The organism is Pseudoalteromonas sp. P1-7a (assembly GCF_001401855.1).
Lineage (GTDB): Bacteria > Pseudomonadota > Gammaproteobacteria > Enterobacterales > Alteromonadaceae > Pseudoalteromonas.
In genome coordinates this window covers 14,566-33,376 of the sequence record NZ_LKDU01000008.1, presented here as the reverse complement: position 1 = coordinate 33,376, position 18,811 = coordinate 14,566, and the positions used below count along the sequence as shown (strand labels likewise).

The following is an 18,811-nucleotide window of genomic DNA, read 5'->3' as shown; positions in this document are numbered from 1 at the left end:
GTATAAAATCCGCGAACTTTTCATTCTGCAGGTGCAGATTTCACTAATTTATAGGTTGGTTTATCATGAACAAACCCTTCGATAAACTTAAACTTCATGGCTTTAATAATTTAACCAAAAGTTTAAGCTTTAGTATTTACGACATTTGCTACGCAAAGACCGAGCAACAGCGTAAAGAATATATTGAATATATCGACGAGCAGTACAGTGCAGATAGACTAACCGACATACTAGGCGATGTTGTTGATATTATTGGTGCTAACATTTTAAATGTGGCGCGCCAAGATTATGAACCACAAGGCGCAAGTGTGACTATTTTGGTGTCTGAAGAGCCGGTAGAAGAGCAGCAAAATTACGATGCTGACGAAGCGCCAGGCCCATTACCCGATTCTGTTGTTGCGCACCTAGATAAAAGCCACATTTGTGTACATACCTACCCAGAAGCGCACCCTGATGATGGTATTTGTACATTCCGTGCTGATATTGAAGTATCTACCTGTGGCATTATTTCGCCACTTAAAGCGTTAAACTTCTTAATTCATAGCCTAGAGTCAGACGTAGTAACTATTGACTACCGTGTACGTGGTTTTACTCGCGATGTAAACGGCGTTAAGCACTACATTGATCACGCTATTAACTCGATTCAAAACTTCATGACAGAAGATACCAAAGAAGCGTACCAAATGATGGACGTGAACGTGTATCAAGAAAACCTGTTCCACACTAAAATGATGTTAAAAGAAACCGACTTAAACACTTACCTGTTCGGCCTATCGACTGATGAGTTATCGGATGAAGAAGAAGAAGAAATTCGCTCTAAGCTAACCCGCGAAATGCAGGAAATATTCTACGGTCGTAATTTACCAGACGCAGAATAAATTAGTTTAAAAGCAATTAAATTGTATAAAAAATGGCGCTCAATGAGCGCCATTTTTAATGGGGTATTTATAGCAAATCGCTTAATTAAGCATGCTGTAAATAAGCGCACATACGGCCAGTGAGCCCACAGCAAGTACAAACAAGGTACTTAAACGGTTGCGGTATTTACTCAGCGCAGGCACTTTGTACACGGCAATCATAGGCATAATAAATAAAATCATCGCAATGATAGGGCCAGAGAGCTGATCCATCATGTCTAAAATGCTTGGGTTTTTAACCGCGCAAAACCAAATAGCAAAAAACATAATAAGTACGCCAATTTTGTCGGCTGCTTTTGCACTTAAGCTTGTTTGCTTAGTTACCAAACCGGTAAAGCTTTCGCGTGCACCTAAAAAGTGCCCTAAAAACGATGACGTAATCGCAATAAAGGCAACCAGCGGGCCAAGAGTCGCGATATACGAATTACTAGTAATATTAGCAAGGTAAGATAAAATCGATACGTTCGCCGCTTTAGCAGTAGCCATTTGCTCGCTAGTAAGCGAAAGCACGCACGAAAACACAAATAGCAGTACAAATACAATAAGTAGTAAACTAGTGCGCTTTAAAATAGCCTCAGCCTTATTAGTGGCCTGATCGCCATAATGCCCACGTTGCACGTTCACAAAGCTTGAAATAGCCGCCGCATGGCTAAACGAAAACACAATGATAGGAATAGATAACCACAGCGTTTTAGTAAAGCTGCCTGCCTCTGGGAGGCTCATATCTGGCATTTGCCAGCTGGGTATTAAATAAAGCGATAAGCAAAATAAAATACCCACAAGCGGATACACCAAAATAGCGAACGCGCGAAGCATTAAGCGCTCGCCGCCCATCATTAGGCTAATCATACCGGCAACTAATACACCCGAAAGCAACACGCGAGAAGGTGACTCAAGGCCCATTTGGTTAACCATAAAGCTGTCAACGGTATTGGTTAAGCCTACGCCGTAAATAAGCAAAATGGGAAATATAGATAAAAAGTATAATAAAGAGATTAACCTACCTGCCGTTACACCAAAGTGCTCCTCAACAACATCAGTAAAATCTGAATCTTTGTTTTTAGACGACAACACAAAGCGGGCTAAGCCACGGTGTGCTAAAAAGGTCATTGGAAAGGCTAAACAGGCTAAAATAATTAGTGGCCAAAAACCCCCAATACCAATATTAATAGGTAAAAATAAAATGCCCGCGCCAACGGCGGTACCAAAAAGGCTTAACGTCCACTGCGTATCGTGCAGGTTCCATTTAGAAGTAGGTGTGTGTTCACCTGTTTGTGATGCATTTGAAAGCGTTGCATCTTGTGATGGTGTCATGTGTGTGCTCATCCATTATTTAAATAATAATCGCGCGCAAGAATATAGTTTTTAGCTAAAAGTTTCATGTTTTGAGGCATTTTGTAGACTAATTAATTAGACGCCGTTGCAGCAAAAGTGTCATGAATACGAAACAGCGCTGTAAAAATAAACAAATACCTCAACCAGCACAGTTGTAGGTTGGGTAGAGCGAAGCGAAACCCAACACGTGATTGCTCCTCTAAATTCTTACTTTATTTTAGTTATAGTGTTTTAGATTTTAGTGAGTAGATGTGGCAACGGATATCTAAAAGCTTGAGTGTCCTTACTTATTGTAATGACTTCGTTAATAATTATTTCCTAACTAATTAAGGGGTAATAGTATGAGCAATAATTCTATAAAGTGGCACAAGAAACCAAGTGGTATATTAGCTTTAAATATTTTAGGTAGCATAATTGCTGCGCTTATTTTTACCGTAATATTTTAAGGGGCTGTTATGAAGAGTAAATACCTAGATATTAATGAGCAAACCATTAATGAATTAGAGGAGGCGTGGGAGTACCTTAATAAGCACTTTTATAGTGAGTTAAATTTAGAAAAAGACCGACCTTTAGAGTCGGAAAATCCACTTGGTAAACTTGCATATTTTATGGAATTTGGAATTTACCCACCACCTGAATTACTTCTAAAAATATCAGAGATTTATGAAGTGTATATGTTACAAGGTGGTAAAGTTGATCTTGAAGAATCATTTTATGGAAAGCCCATTAAAGGCATTGGAAACTTTTCTGGGCGAGAAGCAAAAAAGCAAGACGTTAAATTTTTAGAGATGACGTTATCTGTGGAAGCTATTAGTTATAAAAAGAAAAAACGTTCGCAATATGAAGTAGCCGAAGAATATTTGAGAGCTAAAGGCTCAGAGGAAGATCCTGAACACTTATTAAGAAAGTTGCGAAGATACAGAAATAAGCCTGCAAACTAAAGGCATATAATAAGCGCTTTAAACAGAGAAATAGCCCTCTAATGTGTAGTTGTCACCTCTTCATAATATGAAGGGTTAAAGCTATCACTTGTCTTGCTGACAACTGATAGCTAACCACTCAAAACTGCTCTTATCCCTCTATCGCCGAAACAATAAAATACGGATTCAAATATTCATCTTTGGTGTTATATAAAAGCGGGCTGCCATCAAGCTTAGTGACTTTAGCACCGGCTATTTCGGCAATTGCATGGCCGGCTCCAGTATCCCATTCACACGTTGGCCCTAAGCGCGGGTAAATATCAGCGCTGCCTTCGGCCACTAAACATAATTTTAGTGAGCTGCCTTTTGACACCATTTCAACGTCTTCAAAGCGTTTTACAAACTCGGCTAAATCAGGTGATGGGTGCGAGCGGCTGCCTACAACACGTATTAGGCCTTTATTAGGCTTGGTAGTTACTTTAAGCTCAATGCGCTCATCGCCTTTGTCTTTAAACGCACCAATGGCTTCTGCAGCAAGGTACGATACGCCAAGTGCGGGCGCATCAACTACAGCCAGTACAGGTTTACCGTTTTCGATAAGCGCTATGTTTACGGTAAATTCGCCGTTCTTTTTAATAAACTCTTTAGTGCCGTCGATGGGGTCTACTAACCAGTAGCTTTTCCATGTTTGACGGATATCCCAGCTTATATCAGCGCTTTCTTCGCTAAGTATAGGCGTGTCGGGGGTGAGCTGTTTTAACCCTGCCACAATCACTTTATGAGCTGCTAAGTCGGCGTCGGTTACTGGGCTTTCATCGGCTTTGTATTCAACGTTAAAGTCCTTTTCGTAAATCCCCATTATGGCTTGGCCTGCTTTGCGGGCAAGGATGAGGGTTTCTTCTAGTAGCTCGGTTTGGTTCATTGGGGTTAACCTATAATATGCTTTTGTTTTAGATACGTTATCAGTTGTGTAACCGATTGGTCTAGGGTGTTTTTACTGGTATCTAAAATTATTTCTGGGTTGCTTGGGATTTCGTAGCTTGAGTCGATTCCGGTGAAGTGTTTTATCTCTCCTGCGCGGGCTTTTTTGTATAAGCCTTTAGGATCGCGGCTTTCACATACATCCAGTGGAGTATCTATAAATACTTCAATAAACTCGCCGTTGTCTACTAAGTTACGCACCATGTCGCGCTCTGCTCTAAATGGCGATATAAACGCGGTAAGCACTAATAAGCCTGCATCGGTCATTAGTTTTGCGGTTTCGCCAACGCGGCGTATGTTTTCAATACGATCTTCGTCGCTAAAGCCTAAGTCTTTACATAGGCCGTGGCGTACGTTGTCGCCGTCAAGCAGGTAGGTGTGCGCGCCTTGTTGGTTAAGCGCTGCTTCTAGTGCATTCGCTACAGTGCTTTTGCCAGAGCCAGAAAAACCGGTAAACCATAAAATAGCCGGTTTATGCTTTTTTTGCTCACTACGCTGTGACTTGGTGATTGCGTAGTTATGCCAAACAATATTTTCATCCATAGTGGTGAGTCTCTTGTACTTTAAGCGCCCGTATTAAAAAGGAAATACGAGCGGGATCAGGGTTAATACCGTGATTGAATAAATAATAGAAAGGGGCAAGCCCATTGTTATGTAGTCTTTTAAGCGGTAGTTGCCCGCACTATAAACCATAAGGTTTGTTTGATACCCAAATGGTGATATAAAACTGGCCGATGCGCCAAACGCTACCGCCATAATAAAGGGCAGAGGGTCTACATTAAAACCCACGGCTAGCGAGTAAGCTACAGGGAATGAAAGCGCAGCTGCGGCATTATTAGTAATAAGCTCGGTGAATAATACGGTCATTAAAAATATGGCGATAAACGCGCCATACGGGCCAAAATCGCCTAATACCATAAATAGAGCGCTTGATATTTGCCCGGCAAGTCCGGTTTCTATCATTAATTTAGCAAGCCCTATAGCACTGCCTACGACGGCAAGTAGTTCAATGGGAAAGCGACGTTTTACTTCGCTAAGTTTAACTGTGCCGCTAAGCAGTAAGCCAATAAGTAACACCAGTAGGCCTTTTACTAAGGGGACTATACCTACAATGCTTAACCCTAATACCGCGGCAAAGCCTGCCAATACAATATTAGACTGCTTAGGTTTTAAGTGTGTTTGTAAATCAAACCCCGATATATACACAAATTCGCGGTTTAAATTAGGTAAAGAATAAAAATTTTTACCTGGGGCGAGTATTAAAGAGTCGCCAGCTTGCAATTGCACTTGCCCAAGGCCGCCTTGTAAGCGGTCGTGCCCGCGGCGAATGGCAATAACCGCGGCATGAAACTGCTCTCTAAAACGGGCTTCTTTTACGGTTTTGCCAATAAATTTAGAGGATTGACTTACCACTACTTCCACTAGGTGTTCTATGTCTTTTTCGTGGTTGTCGTGCACTACTTTTAATCCGTCAAAGCGCCTTAATAAGGGAACAGATTTAATGTCGCCAACAAACAGTAGTACGTCGTTTTGTCTAATAATTTGCTGAGGTGTTACTGCGTATATACGCTCATCGCCACGAATAATTTCGGCGAGGAATAAATCTTTTAATTCGCGTAGGCCGTTTTCTTCTACGGTACGGCCAATAAGCTTAGAGCCTGCCTGCACTTTACCCTCTAAATAAAAGGGAATAACCTCTTGCGCGTTTTTGCCGTTGTCGGGCAGGTATTTGAGCATCACTAAAATAGTAACAAGGCCCACACTTAATGCGCCAATGCCTATTAAGGTAAAATCAAAAAAGCCAAGTGGTGCCATGCCGGCATCCACAGCAAAGCCGTTCACTATTAAATTGGTTGATGTACCAATAAGTGTAATGGTGCCGCCTAATATAGCAGTGTACGACAGCGGTAAGAGTAGCTTTGAGGGTGAATGATTTGGGTTGTCTTTTATGGCGGTAATAAGCGATGCAACCACCGCGGTGTTATTAGTAAACGATGACAAAAAGGCGGTAGATAAGCCAAGTTTGGTAACCGATTTTACTAAGCTTCCTTTAGATAGTGATTGCGATAGTTTTTGAATTAAAGTGGTTTTTTCAATCGCAATTGAAACAAGTACTAATAACACTAAGGTAATGAGTGATGGGTTTGCGTAGTTTACTAACATGCTTTCAAGGTCAATCAGGCCTGTTAAATAACCCGTACCAATAGCACTTACAAATAACCATGCTGGATTAATGCGGGTGCCAAAAAGGCACCCAACTAAGGTAAGCATAATGCCTGTTAAAACGAGCTGCTCTACCATGCTTTTATATTCCTAACAGACATTTTTATACTTACAGTTTTGAAATATCAAGCGCTTGCCAATGTGGGAAGTGCTTGCGTACTAAGCTATTAAACTCAATTTCAAAGTCGCTGAAATCGCTGTTTTGTTTTTCGCTTTTTAGTACTTGCTCAATCATACCTGCGGCAACCGTTAAGTTAGATAAACGGTCGATAAGGATAAATGAGCCAGTTTCGTGGTTGTTGTGATACTCATCAGCTAATATTGTTTCGCTTAGTTCAAGCGTAACAATGGCAATTTCGTTTAGCTGAAGTGAATCGGCTGTACCGTGCTCTAAGGTGTTTACATCAATGGTGTGATCAATTTTTTTAACCACGGCTGATGTATTTTTGCTACCTAGTTTAATGTTGTAGCTTTTACCTAGTACCAGCGGCTCTTCGTGCATCCACACAAGTTTAGCTTGTATAAGGTTAGTAACCGTTGCACTTGAACTTTGCGGCACAATAACATCGCCGCGGCTAATATCAATTTCGCTATTGAGGGTAACGGTAATTGCTTGGCCGGCTTCTGCGTGATCTAGGTTGCCATTAAAGGTCACAATTTCTTTTATGCTTGATGTTTTACCCGACGGTAATACTTTTATTGCATCGCCAACGTGTAACTTACCTGATGCCAATGTGCCCTGAAAACCACGGAAGTTTAAGTTAGGGCGCACTACATATTGCACTGGTAAGCGTGCTTCAAAGCCGGTATCGGTTTCGGCCGCTGGTGAGTCTTCTAAAAGCTCAAGCAATGGCTTATCTGTGTAATAAGGCGTATGTGTAGAGCGTGTTACTACGTTGTCGCCTTTAAGCGCCGACATAGGTACAAACTTAATGTTTGTTACATTAAGTTGCTCAGCAAATTTAAGGTAGTCGGCTTTAATTTTTTCATAAACGGTTTCGTCAAAATCAACGATATCCATTTTATTAATGGCTACCACAAACTGTTTAATACCGAGCGAGTCACAAATAAAACTATGACGCTTAGTTTGTACTTGCACACCGTAGCGAGCATCAACCAAAATAATGGCTACATCGCTGGTTGATGCGCCTGTTACCATGTTGCGTGTGTATTGCTCGTGCCCTGGGGTGTCGGCAATAATAAACTTACGCTTAGCGGTTGAAAAATAACGATATGCTACGTCAATAGTAATGCCTTGCTCACGCTCAGCTTGTAGGCCATCTACAAGTAGCGCTAAGTCGAGCTCTTCGCCTGCGTTACCCACTTTTTCGTTATCTTTGTGAAGGGCAGCTAGCTGATCTTCATAAATTTGGTGGCTGTCGTGCAAAAGGCGGCCAATCAGTGTTGATTTACCGTCATCTACGCTACCACAGGTAAGCATGCGTAATAAGCTTTTATCTTGTTGGCGTGCTAGGTAGGCGTCTATGCCAATTTCTTTTACTTCGTTAATGGTGTCGTTAGTATTGGTAGACATTAGAAATACCCCTCACGTTTTTTCTTCTCCATTGAGCCTGCTGAGTCGTGATCGATTACACGGCCTTCACGTTCAGATGACGTAGATAGCAGCATTTCTTCAATAATTTCTGTTAGGTTGCTGGCTGTAGATTCAACTGCACCGGTAAGTGGATAACAGCCTAAAGTACGAAAACGTACTGACTTCATTTGTGGTACTTCACCCTCATTAAGTGGCATGCGCTCATCGTCAACCATTATTAGGGTGCCATCGCGCTCTACTACTGGGCGCTCTTTCGCTAAATAAAGCGGAACCATTTCAATGTTTTCTTGGTAAATGTATTGCCAAATATCAAGCTCAGTCCAGTTAGATAGTGGGAACACACGAATGCTCTCACCTGGGTTAACTTGGCTGTTGTAGGTATTCCAAAGTTCAGGACGCTGGTTTTTAGGGTCCCAACGGTGGTGTTTATCGCGGAACGAGTAAACACGCTCTTTAGCGCGAGATTTTTCTTCATCGCGGCGTGCGCCACCAAATGCAGCATCAAAGCCGTATTTATCTAATGCTTGCTTTAAGCCTTGGGTTTTCATTATGTCGGTATGTTTACCTGAGCCATGCTCAAACGGGCTAATATTCATAGCCATGCCTTCTGGGTTTTTGTGTACCAGCAGGTCAAAACCGTATTCTTTTGCAAGGCGATCGCGAAATTCAATCATTTCACGAAACTTCCAGTTGGTGTCTACGTGTAATAACGGAAACGGAATTTTTGCAGGGTAAAATGCTTTACGCGCTAAGTGCAAAAGTACCGACGAGTCTTTACCGATTGAGTAAAGCATTACTGGGTTCTCAAACTCAGCGGCGACTTCGCGCATGATTTTGATACTTTCAGCTTCAAGTTGCTGAAGGTGAGTTAAAGCCATTGTTAGTCGTCCTACTAAAATGATTAAAAGTGATTAAGGTAAATATAATTATGTATTTGATACACCAGTTAGCGGCTGAGCAAAGCTACTGGTTTGCTCGTTTTGGCTAAACCACGCAAGCTGCGAGTGAAGAGCGGCTACTTCGCCAATAATAAGTAAGGCTGGCGATACAACACTGTTGCGCTCTATTAAATCTGCCAGCTCACCCAATTGCCCTGTAATAACACGTTGGTTTTTACGCGTGCCGTTTTCTATTATGGCAACGGGTGTAGTTGCACTGCGGCCATGTTTTAACAGCTGAGCTTGTATATGTGGCGATTTAATAACGCCCATATAAATTGCTAAAGTTTGATGTGCTTTAGCAAGCGATTGCCAATTAAGCTCTTGGCCATCTTTTTTACAGTGCCCCGTTACAAACTGTATAGCTTGTGCGTGGTCGCGATGCGTAAGCGGAATACCTGCATATGCACTACAACCTGCAGCTGCTGTAATACCTGGCACTATTTGATAATTCACGTTATTGGCAGCCAGTACTTGTACTTCTTCACCGCCACGGCCGTAAATAAAGGGGTCACCGCCTTTAATGCGGCACACTTTTTTGCCTTGCTTGGCAAAATCAACCAACATTTGGTTGGTATCTTCTTGGGCTACACTGTGATCGCCTAAACGTTTGCCTACGCAGACTAAATCGGCATCACGGCGTACTAATTCCATAATTTCATCTGACACTAAGTAGTCGTATACAACAACGTCAGCTTGTTGCATTAATTGCAGTGCTTTAAGGGTTAAAAGCTCAGGGTCGCCAGGGCCTGCACCTACTACATACACTTCGCCCTCTGGCTCTGCTTTGGCATCAAGCATTTGCTCTAGCTGCGCTTGTGCTGCACCGGTATTACCGGTTTGTACTTTGCTTACGACTGATGAATCAAACACGCCTTCCCAAAACTGGCGGCGGTCGGCAAAGTGTTTAAAGCGCTGTTTTACTTTATCTCTAAAGCTGCCAACTAAAGTAGCCAGTGGGCCAATGTGTTGTGGGATTAACGTTTCGAGCTTTTCACGTAAACGCCGTGCAAGTACTGGTGCGGTGCCTGCACTTGATATAGCAATGGTGATTGGGTCGCGATCTACTATTGATGGGAATATAAACGTACATTTAGGCTGGTCATCAACCACGTTTACAAACACGTTGCGCGCATTTGCAAGCTCAAATACATTATTGTTTACTTCGTCTAAGTCTGTGGCTGCTATAACCAGCATTTTGCCATCAAGGTGCGACTCATCAAAATAGGCATCAATAAGCGTTACTTCATTGTTGTGTGCATGCTCTTTTAGTTCATCACAAAACCAAGGTGCCACTAAGGTTACATTTGCGCGGGCTTTTAAAAACGCGCGACATTTGCGTAATGCAACCTCTCCACCGCCAACAACCAGCACGGGTTTGTTGTCGAGTTTGGTAAAGATAGGTAAATACTGCACGTGGTTAACACCTCTAAGTTAAATCTAAAATAAAACGCTATTGAGCAGATGGCAGAATATAGCGCGCATTAGTAAGTAAAAAATAATTAAAACCAAGTTTATATAACCAAAAGTTATAATGGGTGGTCGTTTTAGGTTTAAGGCTTAATCTATAGGGGATTAAGGCGAGTTACACGCACAATATTGTGCTTATAGTGTTTGGTTATGAGCTATAGCGAGATTACGTTAATTTGTTACTATGATACTAAACCTAATTTATCGCCTACCTAAAGGGGTTACTGATGACTGAGCAACTCAACGACGCACACTTAGCGGTTTCGTTAATGGACCTGACCAGCCTTAATACAGCTGATACTTCAAACGATATTCAGCAGCTTGTAAATAGTATAAACCCACAATTGGGCACACCGGCTGCGGTATGTATTTACAGCGATTTTGTAGATGATGCAAAAATAGCATTAGCTGCGCGCAAGCTTAACCATGTAAAAGTAGCAACGGTTACAAATTTTCCGAGTGGTGATGCGCCACTGAGCGATGTGATAAACGAAACGCTAATTGCTATTGAGCGTGGTGCCGATGAAATAGATTTAGTGATCCCCTACAAAGCGCTTATTGCGGGTGAGCACAGCAAAGTGCTCGAGTATGTAACTCAAAGTAAAAAAGTCTGTGGTACAAAAGCGCAATTAAAAGTAATTATAGAAAGTGGCGAGCTAAAAACTGAAGAGCTAATCGCTAAAGCAACTAACTTAGCGATTCAAGGTGGGGCTGATTTTGTAAAAACCAGCACAGGTAAAGTAGCTGTAAATGCAACGCTTGAAGCCACAAACGTGATGCTTAATACTATTAAAAAATCGGGTAAAGTAGTGGGCTTTAAAGCCGCTGGCGGTGTTAAAACTGTAAGTGATGCAAGTGAATACCTAGCACTTACACGCTCAATAATGGGCGAGGATTATTTACAAGCCGCTACATTTAGGTTTGGTGCCTCAAGCTTATTAAGCAATGTATATAAAGTATTAGAAAAATAACTAAGGACATAGAATGAAACCAAGAAACTCAGGGATGCAAACACTGGTTAATAACCTTGCTAAAGGTGCCATTTTGGCCGGGGTTGTTGGGTTTGGCTTAACGGCGTGTACTAACCCAAGCACGCCAGCGGGTGAAGAAGGGTATGTGTACGAAAAACCGCGTATATTCGGTGAGGGGGGCTATCAAGGCACCATGAAAGGCCCTGCAAATTATGGGGTGTCGTTGCTTCGCAATGAGGTTGTAAATATTGATATGCGACCAAATACGTATACAGAGGCATTTCAAATACTGGCCAATGATGACTTAAATATTCAGTTTGATTTTCATGCAGTAATAGGTATTCAAAGTGGCTCAGTTAAAACGGTTGTAGAAGAGTACGGCGCAGAGAATTGGTATAAACGCTTTGTGCGTGAAACATTTAGAACCTATGTGCGTGACATCGTGCAAAAGTACGACAGTGATGAGCTGAAAACCAACCGCGAAAAAATAGCGCAAGAAGTTAGCCTGCGTTTACAAACTTATTTATCATCAACGCCCTTTAAATTAGCAAATGTAGTAGTGGGAGATATTAATTACCCTGCTATTGTGGCTAACGCTGTAGAGAAAAAACTTGCTGCGCAGCAACTACTAGCAGAAAAAGAAACACAAAAAGAAATAGCCCGCAAAGATGCTGAAATAAGAGTGGAAGAAGCAAAAGGTATTGCCCAAGCCCAAAAAATTATTAACGCAACGCTCACAGCAAATTATTTACAACATGAAGCTATAAACGCTCAGGTAAAAATGGCTGAGTCGCCAAACCATACAACCGTTTATATTCCAGTGGGTAACAATGGCGTGCCGCTAGTAAAAGGCGCTAATTAAGCCTAGGGACTTGGGTAGCTAAATTATAGCTACCCAAGTTGCTGTTACTAAAAGGCTTTAAACATACTACCTAAGCTATCAAGACCAGATTTATTGCTTTTAGCTATACATTCAGAATCGTCTAAAGACTTTTTAGTAGCGGCATCAGCAAGCCCTGTTACGTCGAGTTTATTCTCTTGTTGATATTCTCGAAGTGCAATGACTGTTTTACGGTCGTATTCTACGTCTTGCGTTTCAAATTCTTCGTAGTTGGGCTGGTTTCTTAGATAGCCTAAACACACTAAGTTTAAGCGTGACATGGCTAAGTCCATTTTTTCATAATGAGGCATTCTATGATTTGGTACCTTTATATCATCAACAGGTTTGCTTGCTGCTTTTACTTTACTTACTTTTAGTGGCGGTGGGGCTGTGTAACCCGATGCTAATGTGTTATTGCTGTTGTAACGGTAGTAAGTATCAGGAATTTTTGTTTCCAGAAACTCTACTGCTTTGATGATAACTTCACGAAGTGCTTTTTCTTTAGGTGTGTCAGACCAGCCGCTTATATTGCCACCTACCAATGAACCACCAAAGTTTGTTGCGGCGCCTGTAAAATCGAAATCGGTACTGCCGCCCTCTACACTTGTGGCTGCTAAAATACGTGATGTGCGAGTATCTATCAGGCGTAAATCTATTGCCATATGTGTGCCTGAAAACCCTGCTGATACAGAGCTAAATACATCACCAATAAAGCCGCCTGAACCAACACTGCCACCGGAACTACCATCATCAAACTCTGTTACGGCCGCAACAACAACAATTTCAGCCCCTTCAATTTCACCATATGCTGCACCCGTTGTAGCGCTTACTCTACCTGAGGTTGCTAGATCTTGTTCAGACAATACGGCATCTAAAGCTTGGCGCTCCAATACTATAAAACGGTTAGTTGTAACAAGCGCCGTTGTAAGCTGATCAGCCATTCCTTCGCCAATTTCTTTTCTCCACCACCTTGAGTCGTTCGATTTATCGGTAAAGCGTGCAACAGCTATTCGTGCTTTGGGCCCATTATATTGCTCTTTAGCTACTGTGTTTATGTTGGGAGAATTTTGACCTGAAGTGACATTTGTTGATGTACTTTGACAAGCGCAAAGTGCGCCTGTTAATAGCGTAGTTAGCAGTAATTTTTTAGGCATTTTTAACATATGACTGTCCTTAATTAATATGCTTAAGGGAGAATGTGTTACTCCCTTAATGTTTATATATTAATGTTAATGTATTTAAATCAATAAGTTAAAAATAGTACTGAAACGAAAATCTTAGTCACACACACGAACTTTTGTATGTTTATCGCGAAATTGTTTAGGTGAGACTTGGTACTTTGCCTTAAAGCACCTAGCAAAATAACTTTGTGAACTAAACCCCACTTTTTGTGCTACCAATCCAATGGCAAGGTCGCTTTCGCTCAATAGTGATTGAGCGAGCTCTAGGCGTGTATTTCGAATGTAATCACTCGGGGTTAAATTGTAGAGTGCTTTCATTTTTAATTGTAAAGCCCTTGGGCTTAAACATAGCGAATCGGCAAAGTCTTCAACACTAAACTCTTCGTTATAGTAATTTTCTTTTACGACTGTTTTAACTCGTTCGGTAAACTCATAATCTTTACTTTGTACCATTTGTGGGTCGAGTTTAACTGATGCTGATAAGGCCGGTAGCTGCTTTTGTAAGTGTTGGTTAAGAACTTCTCTGATTGTTAAAAGCCCTTGAACGCGACTAAGTAAAAGTTCAGGTTCAAAAGGTTTGCTTAGATAGTCATCTGCGAGTAAATCTAAACCTTTTAACTTGCTGTTTGTATCGGCTTTTGCTGAAAGTAATAGAGTAGGAATATGGCTTATAGCTATATCGTTGCGCAGTGCTGAAATAAATTGATAGCCGTCCATAACAGGCATCATGACATCACTAATTATTAAATCAGGCATTTCTTTTTTGCATAAGACTAGGCCGTCTTCACCATTATGTGCGCTCATACACTTATAGCGCTCAAAGAAAATAGAGGTAAGCAAACTTCGCATTTCCTCATTATCTTCAATAATTAGGATCTTATGCTTATTTAAAGGCTTTATGGACTCTTTCATAGGAATATAGCGCGTTACAGAAGGGCACGCAGTAGGTAATGAAATCGTAAAACAACTGCCTTGGTCAATTTCGCTTGTTACAGCGACTGTACCCCCATATTGCTGCGTTAATTGTTTTACGAGCGCTAAGCCAATACCATTGCCATGTTGTTTTATAGGACTGACACGGGTAAATCGTTCAAAAATACGCGCCTTATCTTGTGGCTTTATACCTACGCCAGTATCAGATACAGAGATAACAACTTCCTTATTCTCTTGCGAAAGTGTTAACGATACGTGCCCATTATTTAACGTGTACTTTTGTGCATTACTTAAAAGATTAGTAATAATTGAAATTACATGCTCATGTTCCATGGTTATATAGCACTCTTGCGAGGTTAAATCTTTATATTTAAATTCAATTGCCTTTTGCTCAAATAAAGGCGAAAAGTCTTCAATTATTTGAACAATAAGTGGCTTTAATGGGTAAGGTGAAACATGCTGGATCATTGTGCTTGGGCGCTGACTTAATTGTAAAAGCTGATTTATTTGATTTAATAACTTTTGAGTGTTGCGGTGAATCATTGCCAGTTTTTGTTGGGTATCGTCATCAGTATGACGCTTTTTAAGAGTTGCTAGAGGCGCCATTATTAAGCTTAAAGGGGTTTTTAGTTCGTGACTTACGTTATCTAATAATTGTGTTTTTAAATGGCTAAGCTCTTGCTCTTTTTTTCGTTCTTGTTCTGCTACCTTTGCTCTATATTTTAAAGCGATAATTAACCAAGTTAATGCAAGTACAATTAAAATGTAACTTGCATAAGCTACTTTGCTTTTCCACCATGGCGGAACCACCGTAATGTTAAGCACGGTTTTATCGTTGCTCCAGTGACCGTATTGACTTTTCGCTTTTAAAATTAATTTGTAATTTCCTGCAGGAAGTAAGGAGTAATTCACTTGCCTTTGGCTTTGGTCTGCATATATGAATTGTTTGTTAAGCCCTTTTAATTTATAGGCATACTGATACTGTGAGGGGGCTGCGGCACTTTTCAGTGCAGAAAACTTAAAACCAACCACATCTTCTTTTTCTTTTAGAAAAAGCTCACTGGTATAGTTTATCAGTTTAGGAGTTAACTCTTTACTTTTACTGTATTGCGCGGATGATGTTGGCTGGTTATAAATAAGTAAATCGGTAATAACAGGCTGTGGTGGTGATGATGAGAGAGAAAGTGATAACGGATCAAACTGATTAAAACCATTAATGCCACCAAAGAAAAGTTCGCCATTGGCTGCTTTGAAAGCGGCTCCTAAAATAAAGGAATTATGCTGCACCCCATTAGCGGGTAAAAAATGCAGCATCTGTTTCGTCCCATCAGAGTAGCGAGTTAAGCCTTGATTGCTACTTAGCCATAAGTTGCCACTATTATCTTGTTTTATTGCAAAAATATTTTCATTAATTAAACCGTCAAATTGAGTTATTTTTATTATCTTATTCGTCGCTATGTCTAATTTGTTTAACCCGTTAAATGTGCCTACCCATAGAGTGTTTTTGTCCTCTAAATATAAAGAAGTAACCATATTATGGGTAATACTATTAGGCTCATTTAAATGGCTTTTATAGTGTGTAAATGTTTCGTCATTTATAGAGAGCTTATTTAAACCTTCTCGCGTTCCTACCCATACAACATTATTGTGAGTGTCATATGTAATACTAAAAATAGTGTTATTTGAAATGCTATTAGTTTGTTTATCGTACTTAAAATGCGTTACTTCAAGCGTATCAGGGTTAAATCGAGTTAAACCATTATTGCCGCCAAGCCATAAATTGCCACTGTCGTCTTCAGTAATGGCATATATGCGATTGCTGCTAAGTTTATGGCTTTGCACAGTAAATGAAGAGAAACTGTCATCAATTGGATTATACAGCAACAACCCCCCGCCATATGTACCTATCCAAACACGCTGCTTGTTATCTTCATAAAGGCTGAAAATATTACTATTAGTAAAACCTTTGTCCTGTGCGTTATCAACTTTATAACGGTTAAAGCCTTTTGGTGTCTGTTTATTTAGCCCATCGCGTGTACCTATCCACAGAGTATTGCGGCTGTCTTTGAGTATGGCCCTTACGAAATCATGTGATATAGACGTTGGGTCATTGGGCAAATGTTTTTGGTGGCCAAACTGGGATTGTTTTTTGTCATACCGATGCAGTCCATAACCATCTGTGCCTATCCAAATGATTCCTGTTGGGTCTTGATAAAGTGATAAAAGATGGTCATTGGCTAAACCATGTTTTTCTGATGGCGAGTAGGATACTTGTTCAAATTTGTTGTTTGATAAAGAGGTAAATGATTGGCTGAATAGGCCCTGTCCATAAGTGCTAACTAATAAGGTGTATTCATCATCCAATAGTATATCTGTTACCCAATGATCTTTTAATTGTTCAATATGATGAAATTCAGCGGTCGTGGGGTTAAACGAGGCAAGGCCCATTTTACTTCCTAATAATATTTGGTTATCAGGGGCGTTTTTCAAACGCCAAAGTTGTTTAGGACTGTTGGCTATGAGTGTAAACTTCTCAGTTATAGTATCGAACTTAATAAGCCCTATATTACTTGCCAACCAAAGAGTATTTTGTTGACCAAACATTATGTCTTTAAATTCGATATTTGCCTGCTGTAAGTTTGGATAGGTAAATAGCTTTATTTTATTTGTTTTTGTGTTTAATTGACTAAGCTGGCCTTTATCATGACCAATCCAAAGTGTTGTTTTGTCTTGTGAGGTGATTGAAAAAATAGCTGAGTTGCTTAGGAGAGGTGCAGAAAACTGATTATATACTTTGAATTTACCTGTTTCAGTATCCAATAAATTTAACCCATTTGCAGCTGTAGAAAACCATATGTACTTGTTTGAAAAGTTAAAACAATCAGTAATCCAGTTGCCTGAAATACTATTTTGGGATGGGTCAAATTTATAATGCTTAAATTCGTAGCCATCAAATTTGTTTAATCCCCCTTGGGTGGCAAACCAATAAAACCCCGCGTTATCTGTTGTGCTGCAGGTGATGGAGTTTTGCGATAACCCTTGTTCGCTTGTGTAAGTATCGAGATAGATAGGTTTTGCAAAAACACCACAATGGCAGAGTAAAAGAGTGCAAATAATTTGATATTTAATAACTGTTAGAAGTGTGTTCACGGATATCCTATCGTGGTGTATTTCCCTAAAATTAGTACAATCATAAACGGCTTTTTAATCAATGTTAAGATGGATTTATTAGTGCATTAAAGAGATTTTGCTAAGTGGGTATCTTTTAGGCTTGTGTTAATGATTTGCGTAAGTATAATAGGCATCCACTTTGCAGGGGCGTAGTTCCAATTGGTAGAACAGCGGTCTCCAAAACCGACGGTTGGGAGTTCGAATCTCTCCGCCCCTGCCATTTTTACTCATAAGTTGAGTAAGTCTGGGGTTAAAAATCGGTTTAAATAAGTCTGTTTTTAAGTTTAGATTTTAATGGATTAACCCTGCCGTTGTGTAGGGTTGTTGTGTCTGTAGTTAAGGTAATAATATTATGAGCACGAATGTAGAAACACCATCAAGTGCGATGGAGTCGGTAAAGTGGTTAGTAGCAATCGCGCTACTTGCAGGCGCAGTTGTTGGTAATCACATGTTTGCAGATCAGTCTGTATTACTACGTGCAATTGGCGTTGTGGTTGCTATAGCAGCAGGTTTAGGTATTGCCTCGCAAACCGCTAAAGGCCGTGACTTTTTAGCATTTGCTAAAGAAGCACGCATTGAAGTACGCAAAGTTGTTTGGCCAACGCGTCAAGAAACTACCCACACGACATTAATCGTAATGGTTGCAACAGTGATTATGGCGCTTATCCTTTGGGGATTAGATGGCATTTTATTCCGCGCTGTAGGCTTTTTAACTGGATTGGAGATCTGATCCCATGTCGGATGAGAACAAAGAAATTAAATTACGCTGGTACGTTGTACAAGCATTCTCTGGTTACGAAAAGCGTGTAGCGCAAACGTTATCAGAGCACATTAAAATTGAAGGTCTTGAAGAGAGCTTTGGTGAAATATTAGTACCAACAGAAGAAGTTGTTGAGATGCGCGCCGGTCAAAAGCGTAAATCTGAGCGTAAATTCTTCCCAGGTTACGTACTAGTACAAATGGATATGAACGATGCAAGCTGGCACTTAGTGAACAGCACTGAACGTGTAATGGGCTTTATTGGTGGTACGTCTGACCGTCCAGCGCCTATTAGTTCTAAAGAAGCAGAACGCATTCTTAACCGCTTACAAGAGAACGCTGAAGCACCTAAACCAGCTACATTATTTGAGCCAGGTGAAGTTGTTCGTGTAACTGATGGTCCATTTGCTGACTTTAGCGGTGTGGTTGAAGAAGTTGACTACGAAAAGAGCCGCGTAAAAGTGTCGGTACTTATTTTTGGTCGTTCTACACCGGTTGAACTTGAATTTGGTCAAGTTGAACAAGATAAGTAATTGATTAAAAAAGCTTCGCCATTATTTACTTAAATTTTGGCACG

Annotated in this window: 15 protein-coding genes and 1 tRNA gene; 7 read left to right on the top strand and 9 right to left on the bottom strand. The window is 40.6% G+C overall.

Going from position 1 to position 18,811, the window contains the following annotated elements:
- The first annotated feature begins 65 nt into the window (after nt 1-65).
- Entirely contained in the window at nt 66-878 is an 813-nt protein-coding gene (gene speD, locus AN389_RS07415; RefSeq protein ID WP_004588193.1) for an adenosylmethionine decarboxylase, read from the top strand.
- 81 nt (nt 879-959) lie between these two features.
- On the opposite strand, the gene AN389_RS07410 is transcribed toward speD, so the two are convergent.
- Nucleotides 960-2,231 carry an aromatic amino acid transport family protein gene (locus tag AN389_RS07410; protein ID WP_055019520.1) on the bottom strand — a complete coding sequence of 424 codons (1,272 nt, stop codon included), beginning with the start codon at nt 2,229-2,231 and terminating at the stop codon, nt 960-962.
- A gap of 476 nt (nt 2,232-2,707) precedes the next feature.
- On the opposite strand from AN389_RS07410, the gene AN389_RS07405 reads away from it, so the two are divergent.
- Nucleotides 2,708-3,193 carry a hypothetical protein gene (locus tag AN389_RS07405; protein WP_055019519.1) on the top strand — a complete coding sequence of 162 codons (486 nt, stop codon included), beginning with the start codon at nt 2,708-2,710 and terminating at the stop codon, nt 3,191-3,193.
- A gap of 130 nt (nt 3,194-3,323) precedes the next feature.
- On the opposite strand, the gene cysQ is transcribed toward AN389_RS07405, so the two are convergent.
- Genes cysQ through cysG form a run of 6 tightly spaced genes read right to left on the bottom strand, consistent with a single transcriptional unit; the run spans nt 3,324 to nt 10,285 of the window.
- Nucleotides 3,324-4,094, bottom strand: coding sequence for a 3'(2'),5'-bisphosphate nucleotidase CysQ (cysQ, locus tag AN389_RS07400; protein ID WP_055017747.1), 771 nt, complete (start codon nt 4,092-4,094; stop codon nt 3,324-3,326).
- A gap of 5 nt (nt 4,095-4,099) precedes the next feature.
- Nucleotides 4,100-4,696: an adenylyl-sulfate kinase gene (gene cysC / locus AN389_RS07395; protein WP_055019518.1), complete on the bottom strand. Its 597-nt coding sequence runs from the start codon at nt 4,694-4,696 to the stop codon at nt 4,100-4,102.
- A gap of 33 nt (nt 4,697-4,729) precedes the next feature.
- The gene (locus tag AN389_RS07390) at nt 4,730-6,454 is read right to left on the bottom strand and encodes an SLC13 family permease (RefSeq protein ID WP_055015594.1); all 1,725 of its coding nucleotides are present in this window, start codon (nt 6,452-6,454) and stop codon (nt 4,730-4,732) included.
- Between the two features lie 31 nt (nt 6,455-6,485).
- Nucleotides 6,486-7,910, bottom strand: a complete 1,425-nt coding sequence (cysN, locus tag AN389_RS07385) for a sulfate adenylyltransferase subunit CysN (RefSeq protein ID WP_055019517.1) — start codon at nt 7,908-7,910, stop codon at nt 6,486-6,488.
- On the bottom strand, nt 7,910-8,809 hold the full coding sequence (cysD, locus tag AN389_RS07380; protein ID WP_055015593.1) for a sulfate adenylyltransferase subunit CysD: 900 nt from the start codon (nt 8,807-8,809) through the stop codon (nt 7,910-7,912). Before cysD ends, cysN begins: the two co-directional genes overlap by 1 nt.
- Before the next feature lie 48 nt (nt 8,810-8,857).
- Entirely contained in the window at nt 8,858-10,285 is a 1,428-nt protein-coding gene (gene cysG / locus AN389_RS07375) for a siroheme synthase CysG (protein ID WP_055019516.1), read from the bottom strand.
- 281 nt (nt 10,286-10,566) lie between these two features.
- Here cysG and deoC point away from each other — a divergent pair, with 281 nt between their 5' ends.
- Nucleotides 10,567-11,310 (top strand): deoxyribose-phosphate aldolase, encoded by a 744-nt coding sequence (gene deoC, locus AN389_RS07370; protein WP_055015591.1) that lies wholly within the window; start codon nt 10,567-10,569, stop codon nt 11,308-11,310.
- A gap of 13 nt (nt 11,311-11,323) precedes the next feature.
- On the top strand, nt 11,324-12,172 hold the full coding sequence (locus tag AN389_RS07365; protein ID WP_162838344.1) for an SPFH domain-containing protein: 849 nt from the start codon (nt 11,324-11,326) through the stop codon (nt 12,170-12,172).
- Between the two features lie 47 nt (nt 12,173-12,219).
- Here AN389_RS07365 and AN389_RS07360 read toward each other — a convergent pair whose 3' ends face one another.
- Complete coding sequence (locus AN389_RS07360; protein WP_055015589.1) at nt 12,220-13,353, bottom strand: CsgG/HfaB family protein; 1,134 nt, start codon at nt 13,351-13,353, stop codon at nt 12,220-12,222.
- Between the two features lie 114 nt (nt 13,354-13,467).
- Entirely contained in the window at nt 13,468-17,454 is a 3,987-nt protein-coding gene (locus tag AN389_RS07355; protein ID WP_055015588.1) for a hybrid sensor histidine kinase/response regulator transcription factor, read from the bottom strand.
- A gap of 164 nt (nt 17,455-17,618) precedes the next feature.
- On the opposite strand from AN389_RS07355, the gene AN389_RS07350 reads away from it, so the two are divergent.
- From AN389_RS07350 to nusG, 3 genes are all read left to right on the top strand, one after another.
- Nucleotides 17,619-17,695, top strand: a tRNA-Trp gene (locus AN389_RS07350).
- Nucleotides 17,696-17,827: 132 nt separating this feature from the next.
- Nucleotides 17,828-18,205: a preprotein translocase subunit SecE gene (secE, locus tag AN389_RS07345; protein WP_004588203.1), complete on the top strand. Its 378-nt coding sequence runs from the start codon at nt 17,828-17,830 to the stop codon at nt 18,203-18,205.
- A 4-nt stretch (nt 18,206-18,209) separates the two neighbouring features.
- Nucleotides 18,210-18,767 carry a transcription termination/antitermination protein NusG gene (gene nusG, locus AN389_RS07340; RefSeq protein ID WP_024032045.1) on the top strand — a complete coding sequence of 186 codons (558 nt, stop codon included), beginning with the start codon at nt 18,210-18,212 and terminating at the stop codon, nt 18,765-18,767.
- The last annotated feature ends 44 nt before the right edge of the window (nt 18,768-18,811 follow it).

Bases quoted from the DNA above. Each gene is read 5' to 3' on its own strand.
- speD (WP_004588193.1), top strand. From the start codon at position 66: ATGAACAAACCCTTCGATAAACTTAAACTTCATGGCTTTAATAATTTA.
- secE (WP_004588203.1), top strand. From the start codon at position 17,828: ATGAGCACGAATGTAGAAACACCATCAAGTGCGATGGAGTCGGTAAAG.
- deoC (WP_055015591.1), top strand. From the start codon at position 10,567: ATGACTGAGCAACTCAACGACGCACACTTAGCGGTTTCGTTAATGGAC.
- cysD (WP_055015593.1), bottom strand. From the start codon at position 8,809: ATGGCTTTAACTCACCTTCAGCAACTTGAAGCTGAAAGTATCAAAATC.
- cysQ (WP_055017747.1), bottom strand. From the start codon at position 4,094: ATGAACCAAACCGAGCTACTAGAAGAAACCCTCATCCTTGCCCGCAAA.
- AN389_RS07365 (WP_162838344.1), top strand. From the start codon at position 11,324: ATGAAACCAAGAAACTCAGGGATGCAAACACTGGTTAATAACCTTGCT.
- cysC (WP_055019518.1), bottom strand. From the start codon at position 4,696: ATGGATGAAAATATTGTTTGGCATAACTACGCAATCACCAAGTCACAG.
- cysN (WP_055019517.1), bottom strand. From the start codon at position 7,910: ATGTCTACCAATACTAACGACACCATTAACGAAGTAAAAGAAATTGGC.
- nusG (WP_024032045.1), top strand. From the start codon at position 18,210: ATGTCGGATGAGAACAAAGAAATTAAATTACGCTGGTACGTTGTACAA.
- AN389_RS07360 (WP_055015589.1), bottom strand. From the start codon at position 13,353: ATGTTAAAAATGCCTAAAAAATTACTGCTAACTACGCTATTAACAGGC.
- AN389_RS07390 (WP_055015594.1), bottom strand. From the start codon at position 6,454: ATGGTAGAGCAGCTCGTTTTAACAGGCATTATGCTTACCTTAGTTGGG.
- AN389_RS07410 (WP_055019520.1), bottom strand. From the start codon at position 2,231: ATGACACCATCACAAGATGCAACGCTTTCAAATGCATCACAAACAGGT.
- AN389_RS07405 (WP_055019519.1), top strand. From the start codon at position 2,708: ATGAAGAGTAAATACCTAGATATTAATGAGCAAACCATTAATGAATTA.